The 15,490-nt window shown below is 32.6% G+C and carries 17 protein-coding genes; 9 read left to right on the forward strand and 8 right to left on the reverse strand.

Features of this window, described 5'->3' with window-relative positions; genetic code table 11:
- The first annotated feature begins 78 nt into the window (after positions 1–78).
- From JJ842_02860 to JJ842_02880, 5 genes are read left to right on the forward strand one after another with little or no spacing between them, the layout of a single operon-like run.
- The gene (locus JJ842_02860) at positions 79–615 is read left to right on the forward strand and encodes a cytochrome b6-f complex iron-sulfur subunit (protein MBO6970855.1); all 537 of its coding nucleotides are present in this window, start codon (positions 79–81) and stop codon (positions 613–615) included.
- 5 nt (positions 616–620) lie between these two features.
- Positions 621–1,574 carry an apocytochrome f gene (locus JJ842_02865; protein MBO6970856.1) on the forward strand — a complete coding sequence of 318 codons (954 nt, stop codon included), beginning with the start codon at positions 621–623 and terminating at the stop codon, positions 1,572–1,574.
- Positions 1,575–1,584: 10 nt separating this feature from the next.
- On the forward strand, positions 1,585–2,478 hold the full coding sequence (locus JJ842_02870) for a prolipoprotein diacylglyceryl transferase (GenBank protein MBO6970857.1): 894 nt from the start codon (positions 1,585–1,587) through the stop codon (positions 2,476–2,478).
- Positions 2,471–3,226, forward strand: a complete 756-nt coding sequence (gene cobM, locus JJ842_02875) for a precorrin-4 C(11)-methyltransferase (GenBank protein MBO6970858.1) — start codon at positions 2,471–2,473, stop codon at positions 3,224–3,226. The genes JJ842_02870 and cobM overlap by 8 nt, the downstream gene beginning before the upstream one ends.
- 55 nt (positions 3,227–3,281) lie before the next feature.
- Positions 3,282–3,770: a helix-turn-helix domain-containing protein gene (locus JJ842_02880; protein MBO6970859.1), complete on the forward strand. Its 489-nt coding sequence runs from the start codon at positions 3,282–3,284 to the stop codon at positions 3,768–3,770.
- Here JJ842_02880 and JJ842_02885 read toward each other — a convergent pair.
- Positions 3,767–5,362, reverse strand: a complete 1,596-nt coding sequence (locus JJ842_02885) for a Ppx/GppA family phosphatase (protein ID MBO6970860.1) — start codon at positions 5,360–5,362, stop codon at positions 3,767–3,769. The two genes, JJ842_02880 and JJ842_02885, sit on opposite strands and share 4 nt — an antisense overlap.
- Positions 5,363–5,487: 125 nt before the next feature.
- Here JJ842_02885 and JJ842_02890 point away from each other — a divergent pair, with 125 nt between their 5' ends.
- On the forward strand, positions 5,488–6,375 hold the full coding sequence (locus JJ842_02890; GenBank protein MBO6970861.1) for a 4-hydroxybenzoate polyprenyltransferase: 888 nt from the start codon (positions 5,488–5,490) through the stop codon (positions 6,373–6,375).
- Positions 6,376–6,384: 9 nt separating this feature from the next.
- Entirely contained in the window at positions 6,385–7,254 is an 870-nt protein-coding gene (locus tag JJ842_02895) for an LD-carboxypeptidase (protein ID MBO6970862.1), read from the forward strand.
- Here JJ842_02895 and JJ842_02900 read toward each other — a convergent pair whose 3' ends face one another.
- A complete protein-coding gene (locus JJ842_02900; GenBank protein ID MBO6970863.1) occupies positions 7,255–7,926 on the reverse strand; it encodes a 2-C-methyl-D-erythritol 4-phosphate cytidylyltransferase in 672 nt (223 codons plus the stop codon).
- A gap of 92 nt (positions 7,927–8,018) precedes the next feature.
- On the opposite strand from JJ842_02900, the gene fabG reads away from it, so the two are divergent.
- The gene (gene fabG / locus JJ842_02905; GenBank protein ID MBO6970864.1) at positions 8,019–8,768 is read left to right on the forward strand and encodes a 3-oxoacyl-[acyl-carrier-protein] reductase; all 750 of its coding nucleotides are present in this window, start codon (positions 8,019–8,021) and stop codon (positions 8,766–8,768) included.
- Here the strand turns inward: fabG and JJ842_02910 are convergent, their stop codons facing one another.
- A complete protein-coding gene (locus JJ842_02910; GenBank protein MBO6970865.1) occupies positions 8,769–8,948 on the reverse strand; it encodes a hypothetical protein in 180 nt (59 codons plus the stop codon).
- 131 nt (positions 8,949–9,079) lie between these two features.
- Between JJ842_02910 and groL the strand changes: the two genes are divergently transcribed.
- Positions 9,080–10,816, forward strand: a complete 1,737-nt coding sequence (groL, locus tag JJ842_02915) for a chaperonin GroEL (protein MBO6970866.1) — start codon at positions 9,080–9,082, stop codon at positions 10,814–10,816.
- A gap of 3 nt (positions 10,817–10,819) precedes the next feature.
- Here the strand turns inward: groL and JJ842_02920 are convergent, their stop codons facing one another.
- From JJ842_02920 to JJ842_02940, 5 genes are read right to left on the reverse strand one after another with little or no spacing between them, the layout of a single operon-like run.
- Complete coding sequence (locus tag JJ842_02920) at positions 10,820–11,437, reverse strand: glycoprotein (protein ID MBO6970867.1); 618 nt, start codon at positions 11,435–11,437, stop codon at positions 10,820–10,822.
- 10 nt (positions 11,438–11,447) lie between these two features.
- The gene (locus JJ842_02925; GenBank protein MBO6970868.1) at positions 11,448–12,272 is read right to left on the reverse strand and encodes an ABC transporter permease; all 825 of its coding nucleotides are present in this window, start codon (positions 12,270–12,272) and stop codon (positions 11,448–11,450) included.
- A 46-nt stretch (positions 12,273–12,318) separates the two neighbouring features.
- Positions 12,319–13,335, reverse strand: a complete 1,017-nt coding sequence (locus JJ842_02930; protein MBO6970869.1) for an ABC transporter ATP-binding protein — start codon at positions 13,333–13,335, stop codon at positions 12,319–12,321.
- 39 nt (positions 13,336–13,374) lie between these two features.
- Positions 13,375–14,376, reverse strand: a complete 1,002-nt coding sequence (locus JJ842_02935; GenBank protein MBO6970870.1) for a protoheme IX farnesyltransferase — start codon at positions 14,374–14,376, stop codon at positions 13,375–13,377.
- Positions 14,373–15,299, reverse strand: coding sequence for a heme A synthase (locus JJ842_02940; GenBank protein ID MBO6970871.1), 927 nt, complete (start codon positions 15,297–15,299; stop codon positions 14,373–14,375). Before JJ842_02940 ends, JJ842_02935 begins: the two co-directional genes overlap by 4 nt.
- Positions 15,300–15,490 lie beyond the last annotated feature (191 nt).

Below are 15,490 nucleotides of genomic sequence, written 5' to 3' on the forward strand. Positions count from 1 at the left end.
TAAAAGTCCTATCTATTTGCAACAGAAATTGAACAATTTGCTCCATAATAATTAATAAATAACAGAACCAAGTAGCGAATGACTCAATTAAGTTCCAATGATGTCCCTTCTATGGGTCGAAGGCAATTTATGAATCTTCTTACATTTGGTACCGCAACTGGTGTAGCTTTAGGAGCCCTTTACCCTGTAGCGAATTATTTCATGCCTTTAAGAGCAGGCGGTGGTGGAGGTGGAACTTCTGCTAAAGATGAATTAGGCAATCCAATAACTAAAACAGGTTGGTTAGCTACCCATCAAGCAGGTGACAGAAGTCTAGTTCAGGGGCTAAAGGGAGATCCAACTTATTTAATAGTTAATGAGGGTGGGGAAATAGGAGAATTTGGGTTAAATGCAATTTGTACTCATTTAGGTTGTGTTGTCCCATGGGATAGTGGCGCTAATAAATTCATATGTCCTTGTCATGGCAGTCAGTACGATACTAACGGGAAGGTAGTAAGAGGGCCTGCGCCTTTATCTTTAGCTCTAGCTCATGTCGATATTGAAGATGATGCTGTACTCGTCAAACAATGGTCAGAAACTGACTTTAGAACTAATGAAAATCCATGGTGGGCATAAAAAAAATGAAAGGTCTTAAAAATCAAATTATGAAAAAAACAAGTTTATTTATCTGTACTCTGCTTTTCATTTCAAGCATTGTATTTTATCCAGAGATCAGTTTTGCTTATCCATTTTGGGCTCAGCAAAACTACGAATCCCCAAGAGAAGCCACAGGTAAGATAGTCTGTGCAAATTGTCATCTAGCTCAGATGCCTACAATTGCAGAGGTTCCACAATCTGTTGGAGCAGACAGTGTTTTCAAAGCTGTAGTCAAAATACCCTACAAAAATGATTTAAAAGAGATAGGGGCTGATGGTTCGGAAGTTCCATTACAAGTTGGTGCTGTTGTAATGCTGCCTGATGGCTTTAAACTTGCTCCACAAGAAAGATGGACCGAAGAAATAAAAGAGGAGACAGAAGGGGTTTATTTTACTAACTACAGTGAGGAGAAAGATAATATCATTATTGTCGGACCTTTACCTGGCGATACCAATAAAGAAATCGTTTTCCCTGTACTTTCCCCTGACCCATCCACTAATAAAGAATATCACTACGGGAAATACTCGTTACATATTGGAGGCAATAGAGGTAGAGGTCAGGTATATCCAACTGGAGACAAGAGCAATAATGTAGTATTCACTTCTTCCACCGCAGGAACTATAAATTCAATAGAAACAATTGAAGATGGTAGCTATCAAGTCAATATAGAAAACGATAATGGTGAAATAACTACTGAAGCAGTGCCTGTTGGTCCTCAACTTATCGTAAAAGCGCAAGACAAAATTAATGTAGGTGACCCTCTTACTAATGATCCCAACGTTGGTGGCTTTGGGCAATTAGATGCTGAGGTTGTACTTCAGAGCCCTTATAGAGTTATTGGATTGATTGCATTCTTCATTGGTGTAGGCTTAACACAAATACTTTTAGTATTAAAGAAAAAACAAGTAGAAAAAGTGCAAGCAGCAGAGGGTATCTAACTTTCTCTAAATGCTTATACTTCAAGCTTTTATACAATCTCCAGGAGAAACTTTTTTAAATTTAGGATTTATAACTATTAGATGGTACGGACTTCTTATTTCGGTTTCAGTTTTAATAGGCCTATTTGTCTCTAAAAAACTTGCAAGGGCAAGAAATATTAACCCAGAGTACATTAGTGAAATACTTCCATCATTAATAATCTCTTCAATAATTGGAGCTAGAGCTTATTACGTAATTTTTGAGTGGAGGCAATATAGCGGAGAGAACTTTTTTACTTCTTTTGAACTATTCAACAACATCATTCAAATACCTTCTTTTCTCGCAGTTTGGGAAGGAGGCATAGCAATCCATGGAGGTCTAATAGGAGCATTAATATCTATTATCTATTTCTGTAACTCAAAAAAAATTAATTTAAAAACCTTTATAGATATATTAATACCCTCGATTATTCTTGGACAATCAATAGGAAGGTGGGGGAATTTTTTCAATAATGAAGCCTTTGGAGTTCCTACAAATTTGCCTTGGAAATTATTTATACCTATCCAAAATAGGCCTTTAGAATTTATTAATTATGAATTTTTTCATCCTACATTTCTCTATGAGTCATTGTGGAATCTTTTGATTTTCATCGTCCTTATTATTACCTTTAATAAACAAAATAAAACCGATTTTTTCAGGCCTGGCTTTATTAGCTGTCTTTATTTAATAAGTTATAGCTTTGGACGATTCTGGATTGAAGGTTTAAGAACTGACCCACTATGCATTGGTGGACTTCCACCTTTCTGTGATGGCGGTATAAGAATGGCTCAATTTATAAGTATTTTTCTATTTTCTTCTGGATTAATTGGAATATCTTTTTTAAGATTGAGAACATATAGTGGGAAAAATAGAAAGAATGGATAACAAAATATCCTTTATTGGTGTCGGTCCAGGCGATCCAGAATTATTAACTTTAAAAGCATTAAAAAAGATAAAAATTGCAGATGTCATTATTTGGACTGATTCTCTAATTCCTGAAAAGATTTTAGATTCTGCTAAAGAAGGTTCTGAAAAAATAAAAACGAGTTCGCTCAACTTAGAGCAAATTACCTCAATAATGATAGAAAAATTTCAGGCAGGGAAAACTGTTGTAAGGTTGCATGATGGAGACCCTTGCCTTTTTGGAGCAATTAGAGAGCAAATCGAAATTTTAAAAACCGAAAAGATTGAAATCGAGGTTGTTCCTGGAGTAAGTGCTTTTCAAGTTGCTGCAGCATATCATGAAGCTGAGTTAACCACCCCTGACGTAACGCAAACAATAATTTTAACTAGAGCAGGAGGGCGAACAGGGATGCCCGAAAAAGAATCTCTGAAAGATCTTGCGAAACACAATTCCTCTATATGTCTTTATCTAAGTGCTAGGCATGTGAAAAGGTCTCAAGAAGTTCTACTAGAGTTTTACCCTCCAGAGACTAAAGTGATTGTTGGATTTAGAGTATCTTGGGATGATGGTTGGACAGCATTAATAGAATTAAAAGATATGGAAAAATTTTCTATTGAAAAAAAACTAATTAGAACAACCATTTACATAATTAGTCCAGCAATTAATAATTCTCAAAAAAGATCTAATCTTTATAATCCATCTTATAGGCATCTCTTTAGGAAAAAATAATCTTAAAGTTGATAGAAAAATATTAATTACTATAATTGGTAAAAATTTATTAGCTTTGAAAGAAATAAAATCTAACCCAAAAGACAATACCAAAAGAGAACAATCCGCTTTAAAGAGAATTGGAAGTTTTATTAAAGAGGCAAGGTTAAGTAGAGAGCAATCTATTGAAGAATTGGCTTCTGATTTAAAAATTGGATCTCATCAACTTAAAGCCATTGAAGAAGGTAACGAAGAAGAACTACCTGAAAAAGTATTTGTCAAAGCAATGGTTCGTAGAATTTCACAGAAGCTGAAACTTGATACAGAATTTTTAATGAATGAATTCAAGACGGAAAGGCAAGAGATAAAAATTGACGAAATAGTTGAAGAAGTTGCTAAAAAAACAAATAAAACTAGACAATTTAAGAATCTAAGTCCAGTAGGGTTTTGGATATTTATTTTAATTTCAGGCCTTCTTGGACTAATCGCCTCGACCTTAATTTTCAATTTATTTTCAGACTCTTCTCAAAAGCAAACCCCAAAACAAGAACTTATTAAAAACTAAATAACTTTTAAATCTAAATTCTTTAGTTCTTTTATTACATTACGACATAATCCTAAGTTCCATTTTTCAAGAATAAGATCATGGTTTTTATTTAAAGGTAAAAGTTCAAATGTAAGAATATTTCCCTGTAATTTTATTTGAACTGTGGAGATCGCCTTGTCAGGTCTTTGATCAAGAGATGCTGCTAGTCTCAAAATCAATGACATTTCAAGAACTAATGTTTTATCTTCTTTGGATATTAAATTTTGCCAAGACTCATGTCTTTTCTTGGGTAAAGTCTTTCTATGGTATCTAGCAATTGAAGCAATAATATTTGTTTCTGCTTCAGAATATCCCAACAACTCACAATTTTTTATTAAGTACCAAGAGTGTTTGTGATATGAACCAACATTCACGTATTTCCCACAATTATAAAGATTAGAAGCTGCCCAAAGAAGTTCTTTGGCTTTAGGGTCTTTATCGCTATGAAAGATATTTTTAGTCTGATCGTAGATTTGAAAGGCAATATCGATAACTTTCTCAGCTCTTGTACTATCTACGCCAAACTTTCTTGCCTGATGAACTATGGTTGTTTTTCTAATATTACTTTGAATATTTAATTCGTTTTTTATTATCCCTTTACGAAGCATCCAATCAACAACTAAACCCTCTCTAAGAGCCCTCTCACTTATAGTTAATTCATTAAAGTTCAACATCTCCATTGCGGTGTTTAATATCAATGCTCCTGGAACAATTATTTCCGCTCTTCTCTCACTTAATGAAGGTATTTTCTTGATTTCCGAAACTGGCAATTTAATTAGTTTTTCCAATACATTTTGTAAATTTTCCCTTTTAAATTTATAACCATGCAACTTTTGTTTAGATTCTCCCAAATCATCTGAAATCAAATTTCCTAATGAGGTTGCAGTGCCACTAGTTGCAATCATAGATAAAGTATTATCTCCCTTAGATCTACTGTTTATTTTTCTAACAGATGGTTCTAAAGATCCTTTAATAAAAGTTTTTAGAAAACTCGATCTTTCTGAATCTATAGAATCTTTATTTAAAAAATCATTTTTAAGTCTTACCGCACCAATTCTAGAACTGGTAAGAGCTATAGCATCTTTTTTATCAGCAAGTATTAATTCAGTAGATCCTCCTCCAATATCTATGATTACAAAAGACTGATCTTCAAAAGCCATACCAGAGAGAACACCAAGGTAAATTAATCTAGCTTCCTCAGAACCACTTATCATTTCTATTTGAATATCAGTTTCATCAAGAACTCTTTTAATAAAATCTTGACCATTTGGAGCTTCCCTAACTGCACTTGTTGCTGCTGTTACTATTTGTTTTACTCCATTACTTTTGCAATATTCCTTAAATCGCTTAAGAGTAACTAATGCTCTTTGGATTGATTCTTCAGTAAGATTACCCTCCTCATCTCTTTCTCCAAGACGAGTGGTTGATTTATCAGTAAATTTTATTGAAAATGATTTTAATTCTAGATTAATTTCTGCTACCAAGAGATGTGTAGAGTTAGTTCCAATATCTATAGAAGCTACTAAAACTTGCTTTTCTTGAAAATATCTTAAATCTTGTTTCTGTATCATTTCTTTTTATAAGATGCAGATATCTTTAATCCATTAATAAATATACCCAAGATTGATTATTAAATAATAGAAATCATTTAATACTAGTAAGATTATTTAAAGTTATGAAATATACAATAGGTCATATGCAAAATAAAAATCGACAAATTAAATTAAGTGCATTTTTTGAATTACTAAGGTGGAATAAGCCTACAGGAAGAATGATCTTACTTATCCCTGCTGGATGGAGTTTATATTTAACCCCAGATGCTAATCCAACATTTTTAATGTTGATAAGAATAATACTGGGAGGACTACTAGTAAGTGGATTAGGCTGCGTTGTTAATGATATTTGGGACAAAAAAATTGATCAAAGAGTTGTTAGAACAAAAAATAGACCTCTAGCTGCAAATAAAATCGGTCTTAAAACAGCTTATTCAATTCTTTTCATTTTAATTTTATGTAGCTTCCTTTTAACTTTGTCACTACCTCAGCCTGGAAGAATCCTCTCCATTTCACTTGCTTTTTTAGCTTTACCTATTATTTTAATTTATCCTTCAGCCAAAAGATGGTTTAAATATCCTCAATTAATCTTATCCATATGCTGGGGTTTTGCTGTCTTAATTCCCTGGGCCGCAAATGAAGGCAACTTAAATAGTATTGTTTTATTATTTTGCTGGCTAGCTACCATTTTTTGGACTTTTGGCTTTGACACGATTTATGCTTTAGCAGATAAAAAATATGATATCAAAATTGGAATAAATAGTTCCGCTGTTAACCTTGAGAACAATACAAGAATAACTATTCAAATTTGTTATTTTTTAACTTCTTGTTTTCTCGGATTATGCGGATTTATTAATCAAATGGATTTTATTTTTTGGCCAATTTGGGTTGCAACGTTAATCTTAATGCAGAGAGATATACTAAAAGTATTTCCTGAAGAAAAGCAATCAATAAAAAATATTGGGAATCACTTCAAAAATCAATCAATTTATGGAGGATTACTTTTATTAGGTATTATTATTGCTTCATAAATTCTAAATATGGTTTTTAGATTAAAAAAAGGGGATCTAATAGATATTTTAGCTCCAGGCTCCTTTATTGATGAAGACGAGAATTTTCAAAAAGGCATAGAAATCTTAAAAAATTGGGGCTTGGAAATTAATGAAAATAATTCTCTATCAAAAAAATTTGGTTACTTTGCAGGTGACGATCTAACTAGATTTGAAGAACTGGAAAAAGCACAAAATAGTAAGCTAATCATTTTTGCGAAAGGAGGCTGGGGTTCAGCAAGACTTTTAGAAAAAGAACCTTCTTGGCAGAATGGTTTAATGCTTGGATTCTCAGATACATGTTCTTTATTACTATCTAAATATTCTCAAGGATTTATAGGTTCTATTCATGGCCCAATGGTTACTGGCCTTTGCAAAGAGCCAGAGTGGAGTCTAAAGAGATTAAGAAATTTACTTTTTGAAGGATATGTTGAGGATATAAGAGGAATTCCTTTAAAAGCTGGAAAAGCTAAAGGAGAAATTATCGTTTCTAACTTAACTATTGCTACTTTTTTAATTGGTACTAATCACTTTCCAGATTGCAAAGGAAAAATAATAATTTTTGAAGATATTAATGAAGATATTTATAAAATTGATCGCATGTTGACTTACCTCAGAATGACTAAAACACTCTCTGAAATTGCTGGTATTGGATTTGGAAGTTTTTCTAATGATTCCTCCGACCTTGAATGGAGAGATTTACTAAAAAACTGCATTATTGAAAGACTCCAAGAGTTTGATTTCCCTATTCTTTATGACCTCCCAGTAGGCCATATTTCGGGAAATGCTTGTATTCCCATAGGATACGAAGGAACCATAAATGGTGATGATGGCATTCTTAGTATCGATACACCTTTTTAACTAGGAGTTCTTCACAAAAAGTTTTGCTATTTTCAAATCTATAGGGGATGTAATTTTAATATTTGAATAAGTTCCTTCAATAATCTTTACTTTCCAATTAAGCATTTCGAATAGTGAGGCATCATCTGTGACTTTCCAGTTTTTATCAATTGCCATCGTATGAGCTTTTTTTAATCTATCTACTAAAAAGCCCTGAGGAGTTTGCGCTGCCCATAAATAATTTCTATCTGGTGTTTCTTTAATAAAGCCTTCATTATCAACAATCTTTATTGTGTCAATTACCTTAGTAGCTAAAACAACACCTTCATTTTCATCTAATTGCTTGGCACATTGATCTATCAATTCAGGATTAATTAGACATCTAGCACCATCATGTATTAAAACTTTTTCAGCATCTTTTGGCAACGCTTTTAAACCATTAAAAACTGACTGTTGCCTGGTATCTCCACCATTAATCCAATGAACTTTATGGGCAAAATCCTTTGCTGAATTTAATAATAAATTTTTATCTTTGGGTTGCCCAATTATTCCAACCCATTTTATGGAGCTTGAAGAAAATACAGATTTAAGTGTCCAATAAATCAAAGACTCTCCCTCTAAATCAATAAGTAATTTATTTTTTCCAGCTTTCATTCTGCTACCACTCCCTGCAGCTGGGATTAAAAAGTGCACGATAAAAGGTTTTAATATTTTCTAGACAATTATAAATAAAAGCAATATCTTTACACAAATAGTACTACGATTGAAAATTATAAAATTTCATAATGTCCAATACAGATTCATTATCAGGCAAAGTTGCTTTAATCACAGGAGCTAGCAGGGGAATTGGTAAAGAAATTGCTTTAGAACTAAGTCGCTTAGGAGCAGAAGTTTTTATTAATTACTCTTCTTCTGATGAAAAAGCTGAAGAAGTTGTTAATTCAATAAAAAATTTGGGAGGTAAAGCTCATAAATTAAAATTTGATGTTTCAAAAGAGAGTGCTGTAAGTTCAGCTTTTGAAGAAATCGTCAAAATTAATGGCACCATTGATATCCTCATTAACAATGCTGGTATTACTAGAGATGGACTATTGATGAGAATGAAATCGGAACAATGGGATGACGTACTAAATACAAATTTAAAAGGAGTTTTTCTTTGTACAAAATATGCGTCAAAATTTATGATGAAAAAAAGAAGTGGTAGTATCGTAAACATTTCATCTGTTGTTGGAATAATTGGTAATCCCGGTCAAGCAAATTATTCTGCCGCCAAAGCTGGAGTTATTGGATTCACCAAAACTTGCGCGAAAGAATTTGCTTCAAGAGGTATAAACGTAAATGCAATAGCTCCAGGTTTCATAGAAACAGAGATGACCGAAAAACTTAATACTGAAGAGATACTAAAAGTTATTCCTTTAGGAAAATTAGGAAGTTGTACTCAAATCGCAAACTTAGTGGCTTTTTTAGTTTCTAGTAATGCAGGAAGTTACATCACAGGACAAACAATAAGTATAGACGGGGGTATGAGTATTTAATTATGTACTTTCATAAGGTTGGCCCAATTCATCTCTTAACCTTCTAATTTTTTGTAAAAGTTTTAGCCTTCGACTTCTAGCAGTTAATGTCAAGAAAAATCTTAAAGGAAAGTATATTAATGTCATAGCAATCGCGAGGATTGCGGTAAGAGTAAAAACAAGATTATTCGTAACATCCATAACTTAAAGATACTCTTATTTAAGAGAATTTGTTTATCTCATTAAAAGAAATTCGGCTTTCCCCACTTAATTAAATATCCCTTAAAAATGATTCTATGGGAGATTAGAATAACATTAAAGAACGAGTAAACATGGCTAAACAGTTAAGTTTTTCTAATGAATCAAGAGAAGCGCTAGAAAAAGGTGTAAATTTCGTAGCTAACGCAGTAAAGGTTACTATTGGACCAAAGGCAAGAAACGTAGTGATAGATAGAAAATTTGGTTCTCCAGATGTAGTAAAAGATGGATCTACAGTTGCTAAAGAAATTGAGATTGAAAACCCTATTTCTAATTTAGGAGCCAAGTTAATAGAGCAAGTTGCCTCCAAGACAAAAGAAAGTGCTGGTGATGGAACAACAACAGCAACCATTTTGGCTCAGAAGATGGTTCAGGAAGGATTAAAAAATATTGCTTCAGGTGCTAGTCCTATGGAATTAAAAAAAGGTATGGAGGCAGGCTTGGCTTTTGTTTTAGAGAAATTAAGTTCGAAAAGTATTTCAATAAGTGGATCTGATATCCAAAAAGTTGCAACAGTTAGTGCGGGAGGTGATGAAGAAATAGGATCTATAATTTCAAAAGCCATGGATATCGTTACTTCAGATGGTGTAATAACTGTTGAAGAATCTCAATCATTAGATACAGAATTAGACATAACTGAAGGAATGTCTTTTGATAGAGGCTATAGTTCTCCGTACTTTGTAACAGACCAAGAAAGACAAGTTTGTGAACTTGAAAACCCTAAAATATTAATTACTGACCAAAAAATTTCAACTTTAGCTAACCTAGTCCCAATACTAGAGGAAATTCAGAAATCAGGCTCACCATTTCTAATTCTTGCTGAAGATATAGAAGGAGAGGCTTTAACTACTCTCGTATTGAATAAAAATAGCGGAGTGTTAAATGTTGCTTCCGTAAGAGCTCCATTATTCGGTGAAAGAAGAAAAGCTGCCCTTGAAGACATTGCAATTCTTACTGGAGCCAAGCTAATTAGTGAAGATAAATCGATGACATTAGAAAAAGTATCGATTAATGATTTAGGCAAAGCAAAAAAAATAACTATCACAAAAGATAAAACTACAATAATAGCCTTCGATGACACTAAAGATTTAGTTAATGCGCGGGTCAAGAAATTAAAAAGAGAAGTTGATATAACTGAATCAGAATACGACAAGGATAAAATCAATGAAAGGATAGCCAAACTTGCGGGAGGAGTAGCTCTTATAAAAGTAGGTGCTGCAACAGAAACAGAGATGAAGTATAAAAAGTTGAGAATAGAAGATTCCCTTAATGCTACAAAAGCTGCTATTGATGAAGGTGTTGTTTCTGGAGGTGGTCAAACTTTAATTGAAATATCAGATGAACTTTTAAATTTAAGTCAAAAATCATCCGATGATTTGAAAACGGGGATAAACATAGTAAAAAAAGCCCTTTTAGAACCTACTAAACAAATAGCAAAAAATGCTGGTTTTAATGGCGATGTAGTTGTCGCTGAAATTATGAGGCTTAACAAAGGATTTAATGCTAATTCAGGGAAATATGAGGATTTAAAGGACTCAGGGATATTAGACCCAACTAAAGTAATAAGATTAGCTCTTCAAGATTCAGTATCTATTGCCGCTATGCTCCTGACAACAGAAGTTGCAATTGCTGATATTCCAGAGCCTGAAATTGCAGTCCCTGGAGGCCCAGGAGGAGATCCGATGGGAGGCATGGGTATGCCAGGTATGGGAGGTATGGGCATGCCAGGAATGGGAGGTATGGGCATGCCAGGTATGGGGGGCATGGGTATGCCAGGTATGGGAGGTATGGGTATGCCAGGTATGATGTAAAAGCTAACTAGCTTTTTTATCTTTATTAATCCACTTTCGTAAATTTTTAATATAAGGCAGGGGTGATTTTTGGTTTGTTGTATATTGTTTTGTTTTATTTAAATCTTCATATTTGCTAATAATTTTATTGCTTCTAGAATTTTGCAAAACAGTAGATTCCCACTTCATTTTTTCTTGTTTTTTTTCTTCATGCACTTCATCAATTAAAGATATTTGTTCTTGATTTTCTTCTTCATGTACTTCATTAATTAAAGATATTTGTTCTTGATTTTCTTCTTCATGTACTTCATTAATTAAAGATATTTGTTCTTGATTCTCTTCTTCATGTACTTCATTAATTAAAGATATTTGTTCTTGATTTTCTTCTTCATGTACTTCATTAATTAAAGATATTTGTTCTTGATTCTCTTCTTCATGTACTTCATTAATTAAAGATATTTGTTCTTGATTCTCTTCTTCATGCTGATTTTCCTTTTGTACTGGACTATAGATTAACAAATCATTTAAAGAATCAATCCCAAATCTATGGACCCATTTAAGAACTATATTTTCTTTAAGCAAAAAATTATTTTCTAAAGAAGCCTTTTTAAAAACTTCAATTAGATGATTTTTTAATAGCATGAAATTTTTTTTAATTTAACTTTCTGTTTAACAGAGGTCTTATAATTATCAAGGATAAAACTGTTAAAGAAAATAAAATTGAAATACAACTCTTACAAGTTAAATCACCATATGGGGCGTGTAAAGCTACTAATTCTAAATCCATAGTTTGTGTATAGGCAGTCCTAATAGGTTCAATAGCAAAAGTTAATGGATTTAATGAAGCTAGCCACCCAAGCCAATTTGGCATAAAAGAGATTGGGGCTAAAGCAGTACTTGCGAAAAGGAGAGGTAAGTTTATTACAAATATAAGAGCGATTAATTCAATATGGCCAGGTAAAACAAATGCTAAACATAAACTTATTGATGTCACAAAAAGAACTAATAGAACTAGCGTCGTAAACACAATTCCTAAACCATATAAGTTGGGCCATCCATAACCCAAAATGTATGAAACAACCATAATTACAATACTCTGAACAAAGCTCAGGATTGTTATGTAAAAAAAAGAAGATAAAACTATAGACAATCTACTTGTTAAAGGTGCTACAAGTAACCTATTCAGGAATCCAAACTCCCTATCAAACATTAAAGGGAGACCCGAGTTTAGGGCTCCGCTAAAAGCAGTAAAAACAATAAGGCCTGCGCCTAAAAAATTTCCATAAGAATCAACTCCTGGTAAAAAACCTTCAGGAGCTTTAGAGAATAGTGCTCCAAATAAAAAAAGCCAAATTATTGGTTGTAATATTCCTGCCAAAAGGGTTGATGGCCTTCTTTTCAGTTGGATAAATAATCTCTTAGTTAAGGCAAATGTTTCTTGATATAAAAAAAATAAATTATATTGTTTTAATTCCATAATTGGCTGAACTTAATATCCATTATAATCAGATACCAAAAAATTTTTATCGCATTGCTTGTTTTGATTCTTTTTTAAAGTCTCTTTTCCCTGCCATTGAAATTTCTGCATCTAATAATGTTTTCCCAGTTGCCTGAAGATATACATCATCCAAGCTTGGCTGACTTTGAGTTAAAGAAAAAATTTCAAACTTTGAGAAGGCCAATTCCACTTTGAGTTTCGTAAGTAAATCTTTTTCCTTATCTGCTACAAAATTTATTGAGAAACCTTGAGCTTCATTTATGATAATCTGACTAATTCCATCTATTGAAGATAAAATTTGACATATATTTTTTGCTTCTTCTTGATTACTAAATTCTCTTACTTTCAAAGTTACTCTATCTCCTCCTAATTTATTTTTGAGCTCTGCAGGAGTACCTTGTGCTATAACTCTTCCATCATCAATTATTACTAATCTATCTGCCAATTTATCTATTTCATCAAGATAGTGACTGCTTAAAATAATGGTCATTCCATTATTTCTCAAATCTTTCAAAAGATGCCATATAATATTTCTACTTTCAATATCTAAACCAACTGTAGGTTCATCCAAAATTAATACTTGGGGCAAATGTAAAAGTCCAGCTGCCAGATCTATTCTTCTTTTCATTCCACCTGAATAAGTTCCGCACTTACGATCAATCCAATCATTCATTTCTAGTTGATCTATTAATTTCTTTATCCTTTCAAATTTTTTGTTTTTGTTAATGTGATATAAATCTGCTTGAAAATCCAAAAGCTCTCGTCCAGTTAATATTTTATCAAGTGCAATATCTTGGGCAACATAACCAATTAATTCTCTAATTTTCCTTGAATTTTTTATCAGATTAATATTATTTATAAAAACTTCCCCACTATCAGGCTCAATTAAAGTAGCCAATATTTTTATTAGTGTTGATTTACCAGCACCATTTGGACCTAGTATTCCAAATAATGTGCCAGCTTCAATTTCCATCGATAAATTTTTTAATGCATTGATATCTGAATAAGATTTTGAGAGCCCTTGAACTTTTATATAATTCATCAAACTTACAATTTACTTAAAAAACATTTTACATCTAATTTAATTACTAAGCAGGGATACTATAGATAAAAATATTTGCATAGATTGCTGCTCAAATTCTACAGATAGTTGGGTTCTAGAAATTAATAACAAAAGACAAATGCCAAACATATAGAGTATGGACCACCTAAAAAGAGACTTTGCTTTTGAAAGATCATCAGGAGATTTCTTTAATTCATTAATTAATTGCAAAAGTCTTCCATTAAATGGCAATAACATAATTCCGTATAAGAGACCACCTTCAGGTAAAGCAAAGACTCCCATAATACTCATTAAAACTGTTGCCCATCCGTAACGAGAAATCGCTTTGGCAGTAAAAACAGATCCTTTAACAGAAGGGAGCATAGGAATGCCAACAGATGCGTAATCATCCTTCAACAAAATTGCAAGTGCCCAAAAATGAGCTGGGGTCCATAACATTACTAAACCAAACAACCACCAACCACTAAGCCCTACATGCCCTGTAGCAGCAGATGCTCCAACTAATGGTGGAATAGCACCAGCAACTCCTCCGAAAACAATGTTTTTTGTTGTACGAGGTTTCAAAATAACTGTATATAAAATTACATAGCTAAATAAACCAAGAAGAGTTAAACCCGCAGCCAAATAATTTACACCACTTACTAAAAGCATCGAAGCTGCCAAAGTACAAGATACGGCAGCTAAAAATACAGTCTCAGATGATAACTTTCCTGCTGGCAACGCTCTTCTGCTAGTTCTTGTCATCCTCTTGTCTAATTCCATTTCCCACAAACAATTAAGAGCTCCTGCTGCTGCTGCTGCCAAAGCGCCTCCTCCTAAAGTACAGATAAGTTTTGGAGAAGACAAAGGCCATTCTTCTGTTAAAGCCATTCCTCCTAAAGTTGTTGCCAATAAAAGTGGGATTAATCTAGGTTTTGCTACTTCAAGCCAAGGCGGCAAAGTTAATCTTTTTCTTGAAGGTACAACCTCATCCCTAGTTGGAGATTTATAGTTAAAGTTTTCTAAGTTACTACTGTTCATGAATTAATACCAACCATTTGAGAATTAAGGGAGTGGTCTAGACCTCTTTTGGTAAAAGGATTTCTAAAAATTAATGTTGTTAATATTGCAATAAATAAAGAGGCGTTAAGTTGATGACCGATAATAAAAATAGGTTCATTCAAATTTGTTTTAAGACTTAAAACACCCAAAGCAATTTGGGAAAACAAGAGAAAAATAAGCGCTAAAAGATATTTCCAATTTTCATTAAGTAAATTTCTCTTGTAAATTGCAGTAGCAATAATCAATAGAATTGAAAAAGCAATTGGAAAAGCAAATAATTTATGAGTATTTAGAATTAGACATTGTTTATTAAAAGATAAGCAAATATGTGCTGACCAAGTTGATGAAAGCCTTACTCCAATAAAAGATTGAATCAGAGTAAGTAAAAGAGGAACAAACAATAATAATCTCCACCAAATTAATGGCTCTTCTATGTCGTCATTTTCTAAATTTTGATTTATTGAAATTGTTGTAATTAGAAGTAGAAAAGCTATTAAAAGATGACCAGTAACAGTATATGAATCAAGCAGATTTATTACTGTTAAAGCTCCAAAAGATCCTTGGACAATAACGAGAAAAAGTAATAATGAATAAGTTTTAGGTAACCAATTTGGAATTTCATTTTTCCAAATAATTGAAAGGGCAAATTTAAAAAGAATTAAAATTCCAACCAGAAAAGCATCTAGACGATGAAACCACTCTAGAAATACTCTTAGGTTCATATGATTAAAAGGCAAAAAAGATCCATAACACAATGGCCAATCTGGGCAGGCAAGTCCGGCCTCCATGACTCTCGTAGCACCCCCAATTGCGATTAGTGCGATTAGTGCGAGTACACTATGACTCCCCAACCTTTTAAAAATTGTCAGATATTTTGATTTATATAATTGGTTATTAATCAAATGGATAAAACCTATTATTTTGCATCTTAAATTAGATTCAAAAACCAAACATTAATTAAAAATTAATATGTTTAATTTAAAAAATAATTTACTAATTTAATCTTTTTTCCCTGACAATTAACTCTAAAAAGTTATTAATAATACGCCTTTTATTTCAAAAATCTTAAGAAGTTGTGAATTTAAATGTTTTT

Origin of the sequence: Prochlorococcus marinus CUG1433 (assembly GCA_017644425.1) — a bacterium.
Taxonomy (GTDB): domain Bacteria; phylum Cyanobacteriota; class Cyanobacteriia; order PCC-6307; family Cyanobiaceae; genus Prochlorococcus_A; species Prochlorococcus_A marinus_U.